At 68.5% G+C, this 19,147-nt stretch carries 16 protein-coding genes and 1 pseudogene; 6 read left to right on the forward strand and 11 right to left on the reverse strand.

Annotation, left to right across the window (positions count from 1 at the left end):
- Positions 1–63 precede the first annotated feature (63 nt).
- Together CXY79_RS04010 and CXY79_RS04015 are read left to right on the forward strand one after the other, a co-directional pair.
- The gene (locus tag CXY79_RS04010; protein WP_104099861.1) at positions 64–1,497 is read left to right on the forward strand and encodes a hemolysin family protein; all 1,434 of its coding nucleotides are present in this window, start codon (positions 64–66) and stop codon (positions 1,495–1,497) included.
- A complete protein-coding gene (locus CXY79_RS04015; protein ID WP_104099862.1) occupies positions 1,490–2,551 on the forward strand; it encodes a hemolysin family protein in 1,062 nt (353 codons plus the stop codon). The genes CXY79_RS04010 and CXY79_RS04015 overlap by 8 nt, the downstream gene beginning before the upstream one ends.
- A 6-nt stretch (positions 2,552–2,557) precedes the next feature.
- Here CXY79_RS04015 and CXY79_RS04020 read toward each other — a convergent pair whose 3' ends face one another.
- On the reverse strand, positions 2,558–3,649 hold the full coding sequence (locus tag CXY79_RS04020; RefSeq protein WP_104099890.1) for an NADH:flavin oxidoreductase/NADH oxidase: 1,092 nt from the start codon (positions 3,647–3,649) through the stop codon (positions 2,558–2,560).
- A gap of 74 nt (positions 3,650–3,723) precedes the next feature.
- On the opposite strand from CXY79_RS04020, the gene CXY79_RS04025 reads away from it, so the two are divergent.
- From CXY79_RS04025 to CXY79_RS04035, 3 genes are all read left to right on the forward strand, one after another.
- Positions 3,724–4,584, forward strand: a complete 861-nt coding sequence (locus CXY79_RS04025) for an ADP/ATP-dependent (S)-NAD(P)H-hydrate dehydratase (protein WP_104099863.1) — start codon at positions 3,724–3,726, stop codon at positions 4,582–4,584.
- A 71-nt stretch (positions 4,585–4,655) separates the two neighbouring features.
- Positions 4,656–5,885 carry a glycosyltransferase 87 family protein gene (locus CXY79_RS04030; RefSeq protein WP_158250221.1) on the forward strand — a complete coding sequence of 410 codons (1,230 nt, stop codon included), beginning with the start codon at positions 4,656–4,658 and terminating at the stop codon, positions 5,883–5,885.
- Positions 5,886–5,898: 13 nt separating this feature from the next.
- Positions 5,899–6,234 carry a thiamine-binding protein gene (locus CXY79_RS04035; protein WP_104099865.1) on the forward strand — a complete coding sequence of 112 codons (336 nt, stop codon included), beginning with the start codon at positions 5,899–5,901 and terminating at the stop codon, positions 6,232–6,234.
- Between the two features lie 450 nt (positions 6,235–6,684).
- Here the strand turns inward: CXY79_RS04035 and CXY79_RS04040 are convergent, their stop codons facing one another.
- The 7 genes from CXY79_RS04040 to CXY79_RS04070 form a co-directional block, all read right to left on the reverse strand.
- Positions 6,685–7,371, reverse strand: coding sequence for a response regulator transcription factor (locus CXY79_RS04040; RefSeq protein ID WP_255408575.1), 687 nt, complete (start codon positions 7,369–7,371; stop codon positions 6,685–6,687).
- A gap of 60 nt (positions 7,372–7,431) precedes the next feature.
- The gene (locus CXY79_RS04045; protein WP_104099866.1) at positions 7,432–8,730 is read right to left on the reverse strand and encodes a hypothetical protein; all 1,299 of its coding nucleotides are present in this window, start codon (positions 8,728–8,730) and stop codon (positions 7,432–7,434) included.
- Positions 8,727–9,896, reverse strand: coding sequence for a sensor histidine kinase (locus tag CXY79_RS04050; RefSeq protein ID WP_104099867.1), 1,170 nt, complete (start codon positions 9,894–9,896; stop codon positions 8,727–8,729). Before CXY79_RS04050 ends, CXY79_RS04045 begins: the two co-directional genes overlap by 4 nt.
- 130 nt (positions 9,897–10,026) lie before the next feature.
- On the reverse strand, positions 10,027–11,502 hold the full coding sequence (locus CXY79_RS04055; protein ID WP_104099868.1) for a DUF4389 domain-containing protein: 1,476 nt from the start codon (positions 11,500–11,502) through the stop codon (positions 10,027–10,029).
- Positions 11,503–11,627: 125 nt separating this feature from the next.
- Entirely contained in the window at positions 11,628–12,854 is a 1,227-nt protein-coding gene (locus CXY79_RS04060; protein ID WP_104099869.1) for a homoserine O-acetyltransferase, read from the reverse strand.
- A gap of 339 nt (positions 12,855–13,193) precedes the next feature.
- A complete protein-coding gene (locus CXY79_RS04065; protein WP_104099870.1) occupies positions 13,194–14,525 on the reverse strand; it encodes a bifunctional o-acetylhomoserine/o-acetylserine sulfhydrylase in 1,332 nt (443 codons plus the stop codon).
- A gap of 117 nt (positions 14,526–14,642) precedes the next feature.
- Positions 14,643–15,839: an acyltransferase family protein gene (locus tag CXY79_RS04070; RefSeq protein WP_104099871.1), complete on the reverse strand. Its 1,197-nt coding sequence runs from the start codon at positions 15,837–15,839 to the stop codon at positions 14,643–14,645.
- 26 nt (positions 15,840–15,865) lie between these two features.
- Here CXY79_RS04070 and CXY79_RS04075 point away from each other — a divergent pair, with 26 nt between their 5' ends.
- Positions 15,866–16,645, forward strand: coding sequence for an SDR family oxidoreductase (locus CXY79_RS04075; RefSeq protein WP_104099872.1), 780 nt, complete (start codon positions 15,866–15,868; stop codon positions 16,643–16,645).
- 84 nt (positions 16,646–16,729) lie between these two features.
- On the opposite strand, the pseudogene CXY79_RS04080 reads toward CXY79_RS04075, so the two are convergent.
- From CXY79_RS04080 to CXY79_RS04090, 3 genes and pseudogenes are all read right to left on the reverse strand, one after another.
- Positions 16,730–16,963 (reverse strand): annotated as a pseudogene (locus CXY79_RS04080) (alcohol dehydrogenase catalytic domain-containing protein); the annotation flags it as partial.
- A 138-nt stretch (positions 16,964–17,101) separates the two neighbouring features.
- Positions 17,102–18,745: a cation acetate symporter gene (locus CXY79_RS04085; RefSeq protein ID WP_104099873.1), complete on the reverse strand. Its 1,644-nt coding sequence runs from the start codon at positions 18,743–18,745 to the stop codon at positions 17,102–17,104.
- A complete protein-coding gene (locus tag CXY79_RS04090; RefSeq protein WP_104099874.1) occupies positions 18,742–19,101 on the reverse strand; it encodes a DUF485 domain-containing protein in 360 nt (119 codons plus the stop codon). The genes CXY79_RS04085 and CXY79_RS04090 overlap by 4 nt, the downstream gene beginning before the upstream one ends.
- Positions 19,102–19,147: the final 46 nt, after the last annotated feature.

The raw sequence follows: 19,147 nt of genomic DNA on the forward strand, positions 1-19,147 counted from the left end.
CTTCCCGTCACCCGAACGGCGTCTCGGTCATGAACTTCGGCGCCGCCGTCGTCGAGGTCCGCCATGTATGAGTGGATCATGCTCGCCGCGGGGCTCCTCCTCACCATCGGCACCGGCCTGTTCGTCGCCAGCGAGTTCGCCCTGGTCAACCTGGACCGGTCGGAGCTCGAGGCCCGCCGCGATCGAGGAGAGACCCGACTCGGCCTGACCATCGCCGCACTCAGGATCACCTCGACGCACCTCTCCAGCGCCCAACTGGGCATCACCCTCACCACCCTGCTCACCGGTTACACCATGGAGCCGGCTCTGACCATGCTGCTGTCGCCGTCGCTGATCGGCCTGGGACTGTCCACGGCGGTGGTGCCGGTCGTCGCGGTCACGACCGCGGTCATCGTCGCCACACTCGCCTCGATGATCATCGGCGAGCTGGTGCCGAAGAATTTCGCCCTCGCCCTGCCCGTGCAGACCGCGAAGCTGGTCATCCCGTTCCAGACACTGTTCACGACCGTGTTCAAACCAGCCGTCGTCGTGCTCAACGGCAGCGCCAACGGTGTGCTGCGGTCGATCGGGATCGAGCCGAAGGAAGAGCTGTCCGGGGCGCGCACCGCGGAGGAGCTGTCCTCCCTCGTGCGGCGCTCGGCCAGTGCCGGGCTGCTGGAGAAAGACACCGCCACACTCCTGCACCGCACGCTGCTCTTCTCCGGGCATACCGCCTCGGACGTGATGACGCCCCGCCCGCGGGTGGCCAGCATCGAGCGCACCGCCTCCGCCCAGGCCGTCATCGACCTCACCCGCCAAACCGGGTATTCGCGCTTCCCCGTCGTCGACGAGGGCGTCGACGACATCGTCGGGATCGTGCACGTGAAGCAGGCCGTGGCCGTTCCCCGACGTCGCCGGGCGGATGTCCCGGTATCGGCCCTGCAGTCCGAGGCCATCCGGGTGCCCGAGACCATGAAACTCGACGGACTGCTGGTCGAGCTGCGCGGCCGCGGTTACCAGATGGCCATCGTCGTCGACGAATACGGCGGCACGGCCGGAGTGGCCACGCTCGAGGACCTGGTCGAGGAACTCGTCGGAGAGGTTGCCGACGAGCACGACCGCACCCGCGCCGGTGTGGTGTTGTCTACCGACTCTCTGACATTCCCTGGCATGCTCCGCCCGGACGAGCTGCTCGACCGCACGGGCATCGTGATCTCGGAGGACGGCCCCTACGAAACCGTGGGTGGGTTCGTGATGAGCGAATTAGGTCGCCTGCCCGTGGTCGGCGACGTCGTGCAGCTGGCCGGCGGCGTGCTGTCCGTGGAACGCCTCGACGGCCGACGGATCGACCGGCTCCGCTTCACACCCTGCGGCGAGCCCGTCGAGCCCGAGGAGGGCGGCGAGCCTGCCCAGGGCGACCGCGGTACCAGGACCGACAAGAAATCCGAAAAAAAGTTGGACAAAAAGGGTGACCGCAAGAAGAACGGCACGGAGCGCACGGTGAGTGACCATGAGTGACTGGGCGGGGCTGGTCTGGCTGGTCGTGCTGCTCGCGGCCAACGCCTTTTTCGTCGCCGCGGAATTCGCGGTCATCTCCGCGCGCCGGTCCCAGATTGAACCTCTCGCCGAGGCCGGCGAGAAGCGCGCAATCACAGCGCTGTGGGCGATGGAACACGCCACCCTCATGTTGGCGACCACCCAGCTGGGCATCACGGTCTGCTCGCTGCTCATCCTGAACGTCTCGGAGCCGGCGATCCACCACCTGCTCGAGATCCCGCTGGGCCTGACCCCGCTACCGGAGGAGGCCATCGGCGTGATCGCCTTCGTGATCACGCTGCTGCTGGTCTCCTACCTGCACGTCGTGTTCGGTGAGATGGTGCCGAAGAACCTGTCGTTCTCCATCCCCGACCGGGCCGTGCTCGTGCTCGCCCCGCCGCTCGTCTTCTTCGGCCGCCTGGTCAAGCCCGTGATCGTGACGCTCAACGCCACCGCCAACCTGGTGGTGCGAATGTTCGGGGTCCAGCCCAAGGAGGAGGCCACCAGCACCTACACGTTGGACGAGGTGGCGACCATCGTCTCCCAGTCGACCCGGGAGGGCGTGCTGCGGGACGGCACCGGGGCACTCAGCGCCACGTTCGAGTTCACCACCCGCAAGGTGCGGGACGTCGCGGTGAACCTCGACGGCCTGATCAGCCTGCCCGAGGCGGCCACCCCCGCAGACGTGGAGAAGGCCGTCACCAGACACGGTTTCTCCCGCTATGTTCTGGTGAACGAGTCCGGTGAACCAACCGGGTACGTTCACCTGAAGGACGTCATCGACCTCGACGGCGACACGGCCACCTCGGTCGGGCAGGGCAGCTACGCGGAGCCGATCCCGGGCAAGCGCATCCGTTTGCTGGCGTCGATCTTCGAGGACACCGACCTCGAAGATGCCCTGGCCACCATGCGGCGTTCCGGCGCGCACCTGGCGCGCTCGTTCACCGCGACCGGTGAGACCGTGGGGGTGCTGTTCCTCGAGGACATCATCGAAGAGCTGGTCGGCGAAGTGCAGGACGCGACCCGCCGCCTGTAGCCGTTCTCAGGCGGCCGGCCACCGGGCGCGCAGGTACTGCGGCGGCCAGTAGTCCACGCCGGCGCCGAGCTCGTGGGCGGCCCGCAGCGGGAAGTGCGGGTCGCGCAGGAGTTCGCGGCCCAGAAGGACCGCGTCGGCCCGGCCGGATGCCACGATCTGCTCGGCCTGGTGCGCGGTGGTGATCAGCCCCACGGCGCTGACCCGCACGTCCGCCGCCGTTTTCACGTGCTCGGCGAGCGGCACCTGGTAGCCGGGACCCAGCGGGATGCGCACCCCGGTCACGTTGCCGCCGGAGGAGATGTCGAAGAAGTCGGCGCCGGCGGCCGCGGCCCAGCCGGCGACCTCGGCCGTCTCGTCTTCGGTCCAGCCGCCCGGGGTGTAATCGGTGGCGGAGAACCGCACGAACAGGGCGCGCTCCTCGCCGATGGCCGCGCGCACGGCGGCCACGACCTGAAGCAGCAGGCGGGCCCGGTTCGGCAGCCCGCCGCCGAACCCGTCGGTGCGCCGGTTGCTCAGCGGGGACAGGAACTGGTGCAGCAGGTAGCCGTGCGCCGCGTGCAGCTCCACGACGTCGAACCCGGCCTCCACCGCCCGGAGCGCGGCGGACGCGAACCCGTCAACGATTCCCTGGATGCCCGCGGCATCCAGGGCCACGGGCGGTGCGTAGCCGGGGAACGGCACGGCCGAGGCCGACACGGTCGGCCAGCCGCCGTCATCCGTCGCCATAGTGCCGTGCCGGTCTCCGCCCCAGGCCGGCCAGACGGAAGCCTTGCGCCCCGCGTGGGAAAGCTGGATGCCGGCCTTCGCGCCCTGCGCATGAAGGAAGGCCACGATCGGTGCCCAGGCGGCGGTCTGTTCCGCGTTCCAGAGGCCGGTGTCGGCGTGGGAGATGCGGCCCTCCGGGCTGATCGCGGTTGCCTCGACCAGGATCAGGCCGGCGCCGCCCGCGGCCAGCGCGCCCAGGTGAACGAGGTGCCAGTCCCGCGGGACGCCGTCTTTCTCCCGCACCGCGTATTGGCACATCGGCGCCGCCCAGATGCGGTTGCGCAGTGTGACGTCGCGCACGGTGAACGGTTCGAACAGGGCGGCAACAGCCACGGATTTCCCCCAAGGGTCGAGTGGGCGGGCGAAGCGGCCGGCCCGACGCACTCAAAACAACCTATCGTGAGTGCATGAGCGAACCACGGGGATGGCTGGAATGGGACGACGCACGGGCGCGCGAGCGGATCGCGGTTCCCCGGGCGGACGACGACAAGTACCGCCGCGGCGTGCTGGGCGTGCGCACGGGCTCCGACGAGTACCCCGGGGCCGCGGTGCTCGGAGTCGAGGCGGCCCTCCGCACCGGGGTCGGGATGGTGCGCTACCTCGGCCCGAGACGGGCGTCCGACCTGGTGCTGCAGCGACGCCCGGAGGCCGTCACCGCCCCCGGGCAGGTGCAGGCCTGGCTGCTCGGCTCGGGCCAGGACGCCGCCGCGCGCGACCGGGTGACCGAGGCCGCGCTGCTCGGCGCCCTGGCCGAGGGGCTGCCCACGGTGTGCGATGCTGGGGCCCTCGACCTGGTCGGCCGGGCGACCGGGCCCGTCGTGATCACCCCGCACTACCGCGAACTCGCCCGGCTGCTTACCCGCCTGCTCTCCCCGCAGGGCGAGTCGGTGGCCGGCTCCGAGGTGGCCGCTGCGCCGGGAGAGTGGGCCGTGCGCGCCGCGTCCGGCCTGGGCGTCACGGTGCTGCTCAAGGGAAGCGTCACCTGGATCGCGGCGCCCGACGGCACCCGGCTGACGGTGTCGAAGGCGCCCTCCTGGCTGGCGACGGCCGGATCCGGGGACGTGCTCGGCGGCATCCTCGGCGCCCTCCTGGCTACGCATTCACGGGCGATCCAGACGGATGCCGCCGCGCCGGCCCATCTCGCGGCGACGGCCGCCCTGGTGCACGCCCGGGCAGCGGCCCGGGCGTCCAACGGAGGTCCGATCACCGCGCTCGACATCGCCGGCGCGGTGCCGGCCACGATCGCGGACCTGCTCGGCTCGCGTTGACCGCCGCGCTGGGCCCCGCGCTGACTGTCCCGGTGCGGCGGCGGAGCCGTGGGGGTGTGCGAAGGTGGAGCGTGCCCCAATCCGTCGCAGAACACCTGGCCGCCGGAGCCGGCGTGCCGACATCGCGAACGCTGCTCTGGGCCGGCTTCGCACTGGTGCACGGCGTGCTCTGGTGGCTCTGTTTCGCGTCCCCCGGCTGGCCGCTGGGCGATGTGGAGGTCGTCTACCTCGGCTGGGCGACCGACGTGGCATCCGGTGCCGACGTCGTGGGCATCACCACCGGCTTCGTCTACCCGCTGCTGGCCCTCCTGCCCATCCTGGCGCCGCTCGCGTTCGGCCCCGACCTCTACGCCGCCGGCTGGCTCGGGCTCGTGACCCTGCTGAACGCCGGGACCTTCGCGCTGCTGCTCGGGCGGGGCCGCAACCGGCGTGCCCTGGCCGCGGCGGCCTGGTGGCTGGGTTTCCTGCTGCTGCTCGGGCCCGTCGCCCTCGCCCGGATCGATGCGGTCACCGTGCCGCTGGCGATCGCCGCGCTGCTGTTCGTCGGCGCCCGGCCGGTCTGGGGCACCGTGCTGCTGACTCTGGTCACCTGGGTGAAGATCTGGCCGGTGGCCCTGGTGATCGCGCTATTCGTCGTCTCGAAGGACCGCTGGCGGGTGCTCGTCGCCGCGGCCGGCACGAGCCTGGGCATCGTGCTGGTGGCGCTCGGGCTCGGCAGCGGGCCGAACGTGCTCAGCTTCGTCGGCGAGCAGACGAACCGCGGCATCCAGATCGAGTCCCCGGTCGCCGGCCTCTGGATGTGGCCGGCCGCGCTGGGTCTGCCGGGCAGTTACCTCTACTACGACCGGCAGATCCTCACCTTCCAGATCATCGGCACCGGCACGAACGTCGCCATCGTGGCGATGACCCCCCTGCTCGCCCTCTGCGGGCTGGCCGTGGTGCTCCTGGCCTGCCAGCGGATGCGTGCAGGCGCCGAACCGGCCGGCCTGTTCCCGCCGCTGGCGCTGGCCCTGGTGCTGACCCTGATCGTCGTCAACAAGGTCGGCTCGCCGCAGTTCACGACCTGGCTGGCCGCGCCCATCATTTTCGGGCTGCTGGTGCGGGGGCGTGCCTGGCGGCTCCCGGCCGTGCTCGGGCTTGTCATCGCGGCCCTGACCCAACTCGTCTACCCGCACTTCTACGACCTCTTGCTCGTGGCAGACCCGGCTCTGGTGCTGGTGCTGACCGTGCGCAACGTGCTGGAGGTCGTGCTGCTCGGCTGGGCCGTGTGGCAGATCCTGTTCCCACCCACCCCCTATTAGAAGGAGTAACCCCATGCTGGTTGCATTTTCCGTCGCCCCGTCCGGCTCCCACGATGACGAAGGGTCGGTGCACGACGCGGTCGCCGCGGCCGTGCGCATCGTGCGCGCATCCGGGCTGCCCAACCACACCGATTCGATGTTCACCACCATCGAGGGCGACTGGGACGAGGTCTTCGCGGTGGTCAAGGCCGCCACTGAAGCCGTCGGAGCCTGGGGGCCGCGGGTGTCCCTGGTGCTCAAGGCCGACATCCGGGGCCGCCGCACCGGGGAGCTGACCGGGAAGGTCGAGCGCCTCGAGGCGGCGCTGGCCGAGGCCGCAGCATCGACGGCCGCCACACCGGCCGCGTAGCCAGGTGAATCCCATCTGGTTGCATCGCTCTCCGGGAGTAAGAGCCGACCATACCGCGGGGCGCTGTTTGACCCCGGCGGAACGCCGTACCGGGCGTCTAATTAATTCGACGGAGATTCTGGGTCAAACCCTCGTTTTTGAGCCCAAACGCGCTGTTTAGAGCAATATCTCCGTCGAATTCGTTCGGGCCACCGGCCCCGTACTCTGGAGGCAGACCTGCTCACGGCCTCGGCATCGCGGGCGACTTCGGCTACGTCGCCCCGGTCTGGATCGGCCAGGGCCAAAGCTTCTTCGGCCTGTTGCTCACCGTGGGGACGTTCCTCCTGGACCGCACCCGGCGCGGGAACGGTGTGGAGCTCCCGGATGGAACCCAGGCGATCCGCGTGGCCGGCGTGGTCGGCGCGAGGCAGCCGGGCCGTTCGGCAGCCGGGCTGTTCGGCAGCGCTGAAGTCAGTCGCCCTGGAGCAGGATGCCGTCGTGGATGGCGCGCTTGCGCAGGGCGACCTTGGTTCCCACGTCGAAGCCCGCGAGGCGGTACTTCTCCCGGATGCGCTTGAGGTAACTCTTGGCGGTCTCCTCGGAGATGCCGAGCTGGTGCGCGACGGCCTTGACCGGCTCGCCCGCGCCGTAGAGGGCCATCACCCGACGCTCCTGCGCGCTGAGGCGGGGAGAACCGCCGTTCGCGCCGTTGTTGAGGGCCTCGTCCAGTTCGGCCGAGATGAAGGAGTCGCCGTCATAGGCGGAGCGGATCGCTTCGACGATCATCGTTGCCTCTTCGCTCTTCACCAGGTAGCCGAGCGCACCGGCAGCCAGCGCCTCGCGCACGAGCCCGGCCTCGGAGTAGGTGCTCATCAACACCGTCTTCACGCCGGCCGTCTTGAGCGTCGAGATCTTCAGTGAGACCGGGATGTTGTCTTTGAGGTCGAGGTCGAGGAGCACGACGTCGACGGGAAATTCGGGGTGGGTGAGCAGCTCGGGCCAGGTGGTGACGGCGGCGACCATGTTGATGTCGTCCGCGGCCCCCCGGATCCACTCGGTGAGGGCCCCCAACAGCATGCGGTGGTCGTCGACGAGGGCCAACCGGATGGGGTTGTCCTTGCTCGGCGCCTCAGTGCTCAACGTGGTCGTGTTCGTCACTTCTGTCTCCTTGTGCTTCTGGCCCCGAATGAGAAGCTCAACAGCGTAGTTCCACGGACCCTAAGCATCCGCGGGATTGTCGATACTGCATTCGATTTCCAGATGCAGACTTCCGTCCCGGCTGGAATCGACGTGAGGGCCGACTATTCGGATAGCTTGCCACGTCTCGGGGTCCACTCGACGTCGTGGCACACCCGTCGTGGTCAATTCGATCGGAAATCGTAACTTCTGGCGAGCGGAGACGCCGTGCGTGGGTCGGATCGGACCGAGAGAGAGCGAAACGGATGCCTCGTCGCGGGTTGTGTCGCTGATCAGCAGCCAGATCGTGCGCAGAAGGGCATCGCGCTGGTCGGGGTTGAGCATGCCGGCCAGCCCCGCCGGGTCGTGCAGGCCGACGGACGGTCCCAGGAACTCGGACTCGGTGATCGCGTGGTGCAGCCAGGTCTCCCGGCGGCCCCGGATCAGGTGCAGCCGCAGTTGCGTGGCGAGGTCTGCCGCCGTCGTCGACTTCTCGGAACTCAGCGGCAGCGCCGTGCGACCCTTCGCGACGTCGTCGAGCAGAGTCTCCGCGTCGAGGTCGATACGGGCGAGTTCCTCGGAGGCGAACATCCCCACCGCGAACTGCGGCTGGGAGATGGTGCTCTGCACCAGCACCAGGTCGAGCTCACGCTGGGCCATCCGGCGGAATCCCCGCACCGTGGCGACGCCGAGCAGCGGAGGCAGGATGGCGAGGCTGATCGCAAGGAGGTCGGGGGCGAAGGTGAGCGGATCGGCGCGCTCCTCGGTGAGCGCCCCGAGGAAGAGAAGCAGGCCGAGCGCCATCGCGGCCGAGACGAGGTCGTGCCCGCGGCGCACGGTGGCCAGGGAGATGAGCAGGGTGCCGACGGCGGCGGCGGCGGTCGGGTAGACGCCGGAGTCGGTTTCGCCCCACGACCCGATCAGGTCGAGCGCCACCACGGCGGCGCCGGCGGCGATGGCCGCGGCGAACAGCCAGTCCGGCATCCGAGCCGAAAGGCGCTGCACCGTGATCAGTGCCAGGACCGTGGTCGCCATCAGGAGACCCCACGCGATGAGGCTGGGCGTCGGGTCGGGATATTCGGACCACTGCACGGCGAACTGCCCGAACAGGAACAGGGTGATGAAGCCGCCGCTGAACGTCAGGCCGATGCCGAGGTGGCGGCCACCCAGGCCGCTCTGGTTGGCGCGCGTGGTCTGCTCGGTGCGTTCGGGGCGTCGGAAACTGCGCCGGTAAGCCCGGCGTTCCTGGCGGTCCTGATTGCTCGGCTGGTCGGACCCGCCCGCCGCCGCAGCGCGGCGCGCGTCACGGCGGCGGGCGTCGACGATGCCGGGGACGGTCACTTGGGCACCTCGAGCACGACCGTGGTGCCGGAGCCGGGGGAGGAGAAGAGGCGGGCGTTGCCGCCCACGTCGCGCAGGCGGGCCACGACCGATTCGGCGAAACCGAGGCGTTCGGCGCTAACGCCGCTGAGGTCGAAGCCGACCCCTGCGTCGGTGACCATGGCGCGCACGGTTGTGTCGTCATCAGTGATCGTCACGTCGGCGCGGGCGACGCCGGCGTGACGTCGCACGTTCTCGAGGCACTCGCCGAGGGCGAGGAGGAAGGAGTCGAGCACGTCGCTGGGCAGAAGAACCTGTCCGCTGCCGTGCCAGTCCACATCGAGTCCCATCCGCCCGAACCGCTGCTTGACCGATTCGAGGGTGCTTCCGAGCATTGACTCGGTGGCCGGCTCGAGCGTGTAGACCCCGGAGCGGCGCGGGGTGGGGAGGCCGCCGAGCCGTAGCTGCCGCAGCAACCGGGCGTCGTCGCCGGCCTGTTGGCGCAGTGCGGCCGGGCTGACGCCGACGCCGGAGTGCGCGAGGAGGGTGAGGGTGGCCAGCACGGTGTCGTGCAGCAGCCGGGCATCCTGCCGGCGTTGGGCTTCGAGCTCGCTGGCATGGCGCTCGGCGAGGTGGGCGCGGCCGATGAAGGCGATGCGCGCCATGACGCGCGGCACGCTCTGGGCCAGCCACCAGGCCACCAGGGCGATGGCAAGCCAGACGCTGAAGGTGAGCAGGAGGGGCACGGTGGCGTCGGACGAGGCGCGGGTGGCGGCGAGCACGCTGGCAACGGTCGCACCGAATGCCAGGGACAGCACCAGCAGGCGGGCGGTGCTGACCACGAGCACGAGGGCGACGCAGCTCAGGGCTCCGGCGGCGATGTCGCCGATGATGGCCTGCTCGACGAGGTTCAGGCCGGTGGCACGCTGGCCCGACCAGCCCACGAGCAGGATCACGGCGATGCCGGAGACCAGGATCAGAGCGACCCAGCGCATCCGGCCGGACCGGCCGAGCAGGTACTGGCCGGCCACCAGCAGCAGCAGCAGTGGCAGGCTCCGGGCCAGGGTGCTCACGGTCAAGCCGCCCGGGACAAGCATCGCGAGGAGCGCGGCGGCCGAGCCGGCCAATCCGCACAGGCGAGCCGCTCTGCGGAGCAGACGGTCACGTTCCTTGTAGATTCGTTGCATAGCGGCGCTCTCACCCCATTTGCCCTCTATACAGAACCCTACCGGCCCGGTGTCCGTTCCCCCGCGCGCTCCGTGGCATCCGTCGGCGTCCGCGCGGCCGACGGCGTTACCGACGGGCGTGACCGGCGACTCAGGGCGTGCTCGACACCGCTCCGCCGGCAGGTGCGGCGGGTGCGATCGGTGCTCGTGTGACCGCGGCCTCCGGGGTGTCGGCGCCGCCCTGGTCGAGGCGGAACGGCGGGTACTCGTCGCGGAACAGGGCGGTGTAGACGGCTACCCGGAAGATCCAGCGGTCGATGCCGAGGATCAGATCGAACAGGCTGCGCCGGTACCGGCCGGTGAAGAGGAGGATGACCGCGGCGATCAGCACCAGGACCCCGATCAGGGACGGGACGGTGTTCAAGACCGAGTCGCCCTCGTCGTTCCGCCAGATCGTCGCACTTCCGGTCAAGGCCGCCACGATCAGCAGGTGCGGAATCGCCAATAGCCACCATTTGACCAGAACGAGCCCGTGCGAGAGGCGCTCCGGGTAATCGACCTGCAGATCGGCGGGATAGTCGGCCGACGCCGCCAGGCTGAAGGGGGGGTACCGGTCGGTGCCGAGCGCCGAGTAGGCGTAGAAGGACACCCGCCAGCTCCAGCGCAGCACCCCGACGTTGAACTGGAAGAGGGCCGTCGGGTATCGACCGGTGAACAGGATGGCGAACCCGGCGACGATGGTGGTGACGACAAACCCGAACCAGAGGAACAGCAGCACCACCACGTGCGGGAAGATCAGGATCCACTTCACCAACCACAACCAGCGGGACAGCCCCTCGTCGAGGGTTCCGGTCAACCGGGCGGGAAACGTCCGCCCACCGGGATGGGCAGGGACCGCGGTCGCCCCGGGTGGGCCTGCTCCGACGAAAGTTGCTGCTCCGAGCGGTGTGTCGGGCCCGGTTGCGGGCAGTGTGCCGCGGCCCAGGCCGATTGCCCCGAACACGGTCAGCACCAGGCCGATGAGAAGGATGAACAGGCCGACCAGAAGCAGCCCCACCGCCAGCGGGGCGAGGAACCCGAGGCGAATGCCGGCCTGCAGGGCGACTGAGACGCCGGAACTGGCATCCTCGTTCATGACGACGACCGCCCAGCTGCCGCTCGTCAGATCCCAGTCGATCTCCTGAGTGCCGGGACCCTCGGCGGAGGACACCCAGAAGTCCTGGGCGCCGGGAGCTTCGGGAGCGCGGCTGCCCGGAATGTCGCGGTACACCGCACGGAAGGGATTGATGTTCAGGTCACGCAGCTCGGTGCTATTCACTCCGGCCAGGTAGCGGTCGACGTCGGCCTGAGACGCGACGCCGATGAAGACGTCCGCTGTGGAGGTGGAGAGCGCGCGGAGTCGGAGAGTGCCGATGTCCGCCGGGACGTCCTGGAGCTCGATCGAGCCGATCCGGGGCGAGGTGAGCACGAACGACTGTACCGAGAACGAGCGGGCGGGGCTGGTGATGTAGCCGTCCTCGCCCTGCGCGTTGACCACGGCGGTCATCGCCCCGGCCAGGGCCAGCGAGAAGCCGAGCAGGGAGAGGATCGCGCCAAAGATCAACATGATAACGGAACCGGGTTTCATGGCGCGTGTCCTCTCATCGGGTACGTCTCGAGTCAGGGTACGTCTCATTCACGGGCACGACTCGGTTCACGAGGGTGTCGCGTTCCGTGGCCTGCCGGTCGACGTCGTCTTGATCCGGGACCGTGTCAAGCTCGATGCGAGGGAGCGGGACGGCTCAGAACGCGCAGAAGTTGCGCGCCGATGGCCTCGTTCTCGATCAAAAAACCGTCGTGGCCGAAGCCGGAGTGGAGCGTGACGGCATCCGTGTCGTCGATGTTGCCCTGCAGGTGGGCGGCGATGACCTGTTGGCCCTCGAGGGGGAAGAGGCGGTCACTGTCGATGCCGACGACGACGCTGAGCGCATCGATGCGGGAGAGGGCGGATGCGACACCGCCGCGGCCGCGGCCGATGTCGTGTGAGTTCATGGCCTCGACCAGCACGATGTAGCTGTTCGCGTCGAACCGCCGGGTGAACTTGTTGCCGTGGAAATCGAGGTAGGACTCGACGGCGAACCGGCCGCCCGCGCCGAGCGGACTGATCTCGCTTTGCCAGCCGCGCTCGAAGCGCAGGTTGAGCTCCTCGGAGCTGCGGTAGTTCAGCAGCGCCATCCGCCGGGCCAGGGCGAGGCCGCGGGTCGGGCCGTCGCCGTCCGCGGCGTCGTAGTAGTCGCCGGAGCGGAAGAGCGGGTCGCTGCGGATGGCTTCGATCTGCACCGAATTCAGCGCGATCTGGTCGGCGGTCGTCACCGGCGGTGCCGCGAGGATTGCCAGGCGGGCGACCCGGGACGGATGCTCGATGGCCCACTCGAGCGCGTGCATCCCGCCCATCGAGCCGCCGACGACGGCGGCCCAACGGTCGATGCCGAGATGGTCTGAGAAGGCGACCTGCGCGGCGACCTGATCGCGAATGGTGAGGTAGGGAAAGCGGGTGCCCCATTCGGAGCCGTCCGGGGCGAGGGAGGCCGGACCGGTGCTGCCCTGGCAGCCACCGATCATGTTCGGGGCAACCACGAACCAGCGGTCGGTGTCGATGGCCAGGCCGGCGCCGACGATCCTGCTCCACCAGCCCGCGGTCGGGTGGCCGTGGCCGGCCGGGCCGACCAGGTGGCTGTCGCCGGTGAGGGCGTGCAGCACGAGCACGGCGTTGTCGCCGCTCGGGGACAGTTCGCCCCACGTCTCGTAGGCGATCCGCACGGCGCCGAGGCTGCTGCCCCCCTCAAAGTGCAGCGCACCGACGTCGAGGAAACGACGGTTCCCCACGGGGTCGCCGTCGCGCCACGCACCCGTCGCCGGGGGTTTGCCGAGCAGCGACCGCGCCTGGGCTTCGGTCACGAAGCTCGACGGGACGGTGTCTGCCGAATATTGCCAGTCCATAGGCTCCCTATTCTGCCGGGTGAGCAGCCCTTCCGGCTTATTGTCACCGCACCGTCTGGTGAGCGCACCGCGCGCCCGGCCGCCGCCGCGGAGTACCCGGCCGGCACTCGGGCCGCACCCGATTTTCACTCGGGTTGCACTGGGTTTCCACTCTGTTCGCACTCTGTTCGCACTCGGCGGAGCCGAATCAGCTCGCCACCCGAACGAATTCGACGGAGATTTTGCCGATTTTGGCCTGAAACGGGCCGAAACCGGGTGTAGAGGGCAAAATCTCCGTCGAATTAATTACCCACCCGCCTGGGGGGATACCCATCCGGATTGGCAGCGGCTGGGGGCGTGTCAGGCGTTGGCGCGGGATGCCTGCACAACCGCGCGGGCGGCCGCCAGGCCGGTCTCGAGGTCGGCCTTCAGATCGGCGATGTTCTCGATGCCGACGGAGAGGCGCACCAGGCCCGGCGTCACACCGGCCGTGAGCTGCTGCTCCGGGGTGAGCTGCGCGTGCGTGGTCGAGGCCGGGTGGATGACGAGCGACCGCACGTCGCCGATGTTGGCCAGGTGGCTGAACAGGGAAAGGTTGTCGACGAGGGCGCGACCGGCATCCACTCCGCCCTTCAACTCGAAGGACAGCACGGCGCCGACACCGCGGGGCGCGTAGGTGTTGGCGGCGGCGTACCAGGGGCTCGACGGCAGGCCGGCGTAGTTGACCGAGGCGATGTCGGGGTGGTTCTCGAGCCACTCCGCGATGTCCTGGGCGTTCTGCACGTGGCGTTCGATGCGCAGGCTGAGAGTCTCGATGCCCTGGATGAGCTGCCAGGCGCTCGCCGGGGCGATCGCGGATCCGAGGTCGCGCAGCAGCTGCACGCGCGCCTTGATGATGTAGGCGATGCCGTCGCCGACCGCGCCCGTGTAACTGACGCCGTGGTAGGACGGGTCCGGCTCGGTGAGGCCGGGGAACTTCTCCACGTTCTTGGACCATTCGAACGTGCCGCCGTCGACGATGACGCCGCCGATGACGGCACCGTGGCCACCGAGGAACTTGGTCGCCGAGTGGACGACGATGTCCGCGCCGTGCTCGAACGGGCGGATCAGGTAGGGGGTGGCGATGGTGCTGTCGACGATGAGCGGCACCCCGCCGGCGTGCGCCACATCGGCCACGAGACGGATGTCGAGCACATTGATCTTGGGGTTGCCGATGGTCTCGGCGAAGAAGAGCTTGGTGTTGGGGCGCAGCGCCCGGCGCCACTCCTCGGGGTCGTCCTGGTTCTCGACGAAGGTCGTCTCGATGCCCAGCTTGGCCAGCGTGTACTTGAACAGGTTGTAGGTTCCGCCGTAGATTGAACTCGACGAGACGATGTGGTCGCCGGCCTGGGCGATGTTCAGCACCGCGAACGTGGAGGCGGCCTGGCCCGAGGCCAGGAGCAGGGCTGCGGTGCCCCCTTCGAGGGCGGCGACGCGCTCTTCGACGACGGCCTGGGTCGGGTTCATGATACGGGTGTAGATGTTGCCGAATTCGGCCAGTGCGAACAGGTTCTGCGCGTGCTGGGCGCTGTCGAACACGTAGGACGTGGTCTGGTAGATCGGGGTGGCCCTGGCATTGGTGGTCGGGTCGGGCTGGGCACCGGAGTGCACCTGCTTGGTTTCAAACTTCCAGTCTGCAGCGTTGTCGCTCATGAGGTGATCTCCCGGGTGATCCTCGACGAGCGTGGACCTTCCAGCGCTCTGCCAGCGATTCTAGGCAGGGGGTTGTCGAGCTGGCAACGGACACCGCAACACAGCGTCACGAAGCGGTCAGCGCGGCGTGTCGCGCGGTGTGCCGACGGCAGGGTCTGCGGGCGGTGCGTCTGCGGGAGGCTCTGCGGGAGGCTCGGCGGCGAGCGTGCCGGCAGGCGCGTCGAGGTGCGGAAGCACGATAGTGCCGGTGTCGGTGCGCGCCTTCTTGCGGAACAGCCAGCGGGCGCGCGGCTCGATCAGCGGGTGGAACACCCTGCGCACGATCCGCTGCGAGAGGGCGATGGAGATCAGCACGCTGAACCCGATCATCGCGGGCAGCACCCAGCCCGGCTGGGGTCCGCCGAGCACCCCGCTCTCGCGCAGGAGGAACAGCACGAAACTGTGCAGCAGGTAGATGTACATCGTGGCCGCGCCGTAGGGCGTGAACCAGAGCCGTCGCCGGGGCATGAGCACCAGGAATGCCACGATGAGGGCGAACGCGAGCAGCAGCAGACCCAGACGGATAACGCCGGCCCAGAGCTGGTCGTAGCCGAACGCCGGGTAGGCCTCGTCGTAGAGCAGGAACTGGCGCACCTGCGCCTCACGAAGGGCGTCGATGTTCGCCACGATCACGCCCAGCAGTGCCGTGAACAGGGTGAACGCGCCGGTCCGCCAGCGCCATACCGCGGTGGCGTGCAGCCCCAGCCAGCGGTCGGTGAGCTTCCACTGGCGTAGCTGCCAGCCGAAGACGAAGAACGGCAGCAGCCCGAGCGTGCGCGACAGCGCGAAGGTGCTGTCGATCGACGCGAAGTACCCGGCGCCGACGGAGATGATCAAACTGATCAGCAGCGGATGGCGCAGCAGCACGAGGAAGGGCAGGGCGAGGCGCCAGGCCAGGAGGGCGATCAGGAACCACAGGGTCCAGGAGGGGGACGAGTAGTCCAGGCGGAATTCGCCGCCGAGTAGCCAGTGCACGACTGTCCAGATCGTCTCGAAGATCACGTAGGGGAGCACGATGTCGGTGACCAGACGATGCAGCTGGCGGGTGCCGAGCGGGCCCGACCGGGCGAAGTACCCGCTGACGGCGACGAACAGCGGAACGTGGAAGGCGTAGACGAACAGATAGAACTCGTAGGCGACATCCGACTCGGCGATGAGTTTCAGGATGGCGTGCCCGAGCACAACCAGGGCGATCGCGATCCAGCGCGCATTGTCCCAGAGCGGCACGCGTCGTTTCTGCACGTGCGGTATTCCGGCGGCGCGTGGGCTCATCATGCTGCTTCTCCGACCAGAATGGAACCATGAGTACAAAAAGAGTCGTTGTGACCGGTGCGAGTTCGGGGATCGGTGCCGCCACCGTGCGCCTGTTCCGCCAGCGGGGCTGGGATGTGGTGGGGGTGGCTCGCCGCGCCGACCGCCTCGCGACGCTGCAGGCGGAGACCGGGGCGCAGGTCTTCACGGCCGACCTCACCCGGCAGGCCGACGTGGACGCGCTGCGCGACTATCTCGCGGCGTCCGGGCCGGTGCACGCGCTGGTCAACAACGCGGGCGGCGCAGTGGGGCTGGACACCGTCGAGGAATCGAAGATCGAGGACTGGGCCTGGATGTTCGAGATCAACGTGCTCGCGGTCAAGCGGGTCACGAGCGCCGTACTGCCCTTGCTGCGCGCCGGGATCCGGGCGGAGGGCGGCGCCGCCGACATCGTCACGGTCACGTCCATTGCGGGTCATGTCGCCTACCTCGGAGGTGGAGGGTATAACGCGGCGAAGTTCGCCGCGCACGCCTTGATGGAAGTCTTGCGCCTGGAATTGAATGGCGAGTCGATCCGGGTGATCGAGGTTGCCCCCGGGATGGTGCAGACCGAGGAATTCGGGCTGGTGCGCTTCAACGGTGATGCGGAGAAGGCTGCCGCGGCCTACGCCGGGGTGCCGAATCCGCTCACCGCCGAAGATATTGCCGAGACGATCGTGTCGAGCGTCGAACGCCCGGCCCACGTCAATCTGGACCTGATCGTGATCAAGCCGGTTGCGCAGGCGGACCCCACGCGAGTCGCGCGGGGGCCGCTGGCACCCAAAGACTGACGCACTCAAGCGTTCTGCCTAGGGGTGGACCAGGATCTTCACAGCGGTGTCGTTGTGGTTGATCAGGGTGTCGAAGCCCTCGCTGGTGAGGTCGAACTCGTGGCCCATAGTGACCGGGAGGGATTCATGCGAAAGCGGATGCGGGTGCGGGTGGCCGGGCACCGAGGTGAAGATCGGGCCGTCGAGGTATTCATGAAGGTCGGTGCCGCAGATGCCGCACCAGGCGACTGCGATCTTCACTGTGCCGCTGCGGGTCTCCGGATCTTCGATGCTTTCAATGCGGACGTTTTTCTGGCCGTGGAAACGTGCAGCTTTCATTGAGAATCTTCTCCAGTCATGCGTCAAAGGCTCGGCGTCGGCGGATGGTCTGGCCCTCCGGCCCGCGGAATGACACTACTCCCCCCGGCTGGGGTGCAACCGAGGGGAGTAGTGGTCATGCGGGTCGTACGGTTTCGATCAGTGCTCGGAGGCCTTCTCGGCGCCGAAGCCGGTCATGGACCGCACGGACATTTCCGCGGCCAGCAGCGGGTCTTCCTTGCGAGTGCTGGTGACCGAGCCGAGCCAGCCCAGGAAGAACCCGATTGGGATGGAGATGATGCCGGGGTTGCTCAGAGGGAACCAGGCGAAGTTGACGTCTGCACCGAACATCGACGTCTCCGTGCCGGAGAAGACCGGCGAGAAGATGATCAGACCGACGGTGACCGCAAGGCCGCCGTACATGCTCCACACGGCGCCGCGGGTGGTGAAGCCGCGCCAGAAGAGCGAGTACAGGATGGTCGGCAGGTTGGCGCTCGCCGCGACGGCGAAGGCCAGGGCCACCAGGAAGGCGATGTTCTGCCCCTGCACGCCGATGCCGCCGGCGATCGAGAGGATGCCGATGATGACGACGGTACGACGTGCGACCTTGACCTCGGCGTCGGGGTCACCCTTGCCCTTCTTGATCACGCTCATGTAGATGTCGTGAGCGAAGGAGGTCGCGGCGGTGATCGTGATCCCGGCCACCACGGCCAGGATCGTGGCGAACGCAATGGCCGAGATGAAGCCGAGCAGCAGCGGTCCGCCGAGCGCGAGGGAGAGCAGCGGCGCGGCCGAGTTCACTCCGCCGGGAGCGGCGAGGATGACATCTGCTCCGACGAGCGCGGCGGCACCGAAGCCGAGCACCAGCGTGAACAGATAGAACGCACCGATCAGCCAGATCGCCCAGACGACCGAGCGACGGGCTTCCTTGGCGCTGGGCACCGTGTAGAAGCGCATCAACACGTGCGGCAGGCCCGCGGTGCCGAGCACCAGGGCGATGGCGAGCGAGACGAAGTCGAGCGGGTTCTCGCCGTATTTCAGGCCGGGCACCAGGATGGCGTCGGCCGGCACACTCGTCGAGGCGGCGATGGCCGAGTCGAGAAGCGCCGAGAAGTTGAAGCCGTTGATGGCCAGCACCCAGACGGTCATCGCGAATGCGCCGATGATGAGCAGGAACGCCTTGATGATCTGCACCCAGGTGGTGCCCTTCATGCCACCGATGAGCACGTACATGATCATCAGGCCGCCGACCACGGTGACCACGACGGACTGCCCGACCTTGTCGTTGATGCCGAGGAGCAGCGACACGAGGCCGCCGGCTCCGGCCATCTGGGCGAGGAGGTAGAAGAAGCAGACGGCAAGGGTGGTCGTCGCCGCGGCCACGCGCACGGGACCCTGACGCAGGCGGAAGGAGAGCACATCCGCCATGGTGTACTTGCCGGTGTTGCGCATGAGCTCGGCCACCAGCAGCAGGGCGACGAGCCAGGCCACGAGGAAGCCGATCGAGTACAGGAAGCCGTCGTAACCGCTGACCGCGATCGCCCCGACGATGCCGAGGAACGACGCCGCGGAGAGGTAGTCGCCGGCGATGGCGAACCCGTTCTGCGGGCCGGTGAAGGACCGGCCGCCGGTGTAGTAGTCGGCCGCGGTCTTGTTGTTGCGCCCGGCGCGAATGACGACGATCAGGGTGACCGCCACGAAAGCGAGGAAGATCGAGATGTTCAGCACGGGGTTGTTTTCCGCGGGTTCGACGGCTTGGGCCAGGCGGCCCGGCAGGGACTGCAGAATGCTGGTTGCGATCATTTCTTGTCCATCTCCTCAAGCTCGGCACGCAGCTCGGCCCCGAGGGGGTCGAGACGGCGGTTCGAGTACGACACGTACCACATGGTGATGGCGAAGGTGGTGACGAACTGGCCGAGGCCGAGCACCAGTCCGAGGTTGAACTTGCCGAAGACCGGGATTGCCATCACGTCGGGCAGGTAGGCCGCGACGAGCACGAAGGCGAAGTACCAGATGAAGAAGAAGGCGGCCAGCGGCAGCACGAACCCGCGGCGCTGCTTCTTCAGCTGGATGAACTTCGGCGTCTTCTCATACGCGATGTAGTCGATGGTGGACGGTTTTACTCCGTCCGGGAGTTTGTCTTTCAGTGATTCCGCCATGCGGGCTCCTTTGCTCCGGTGAAGGGATGTGACTGTGTGGGATGGT

The sequence above is a fragment of the Cryobacterium sp. M96 genome, assembly GCF_002929845.1.
In the GTDB taxonomy this organism is placed as follows: domain Bacteria; phylum Actinomycetota; class Actinomycetes; order Actinomycetales; family Microbacteriaceae; genus Cryobacterium; species Cryobacterium sandaracinum.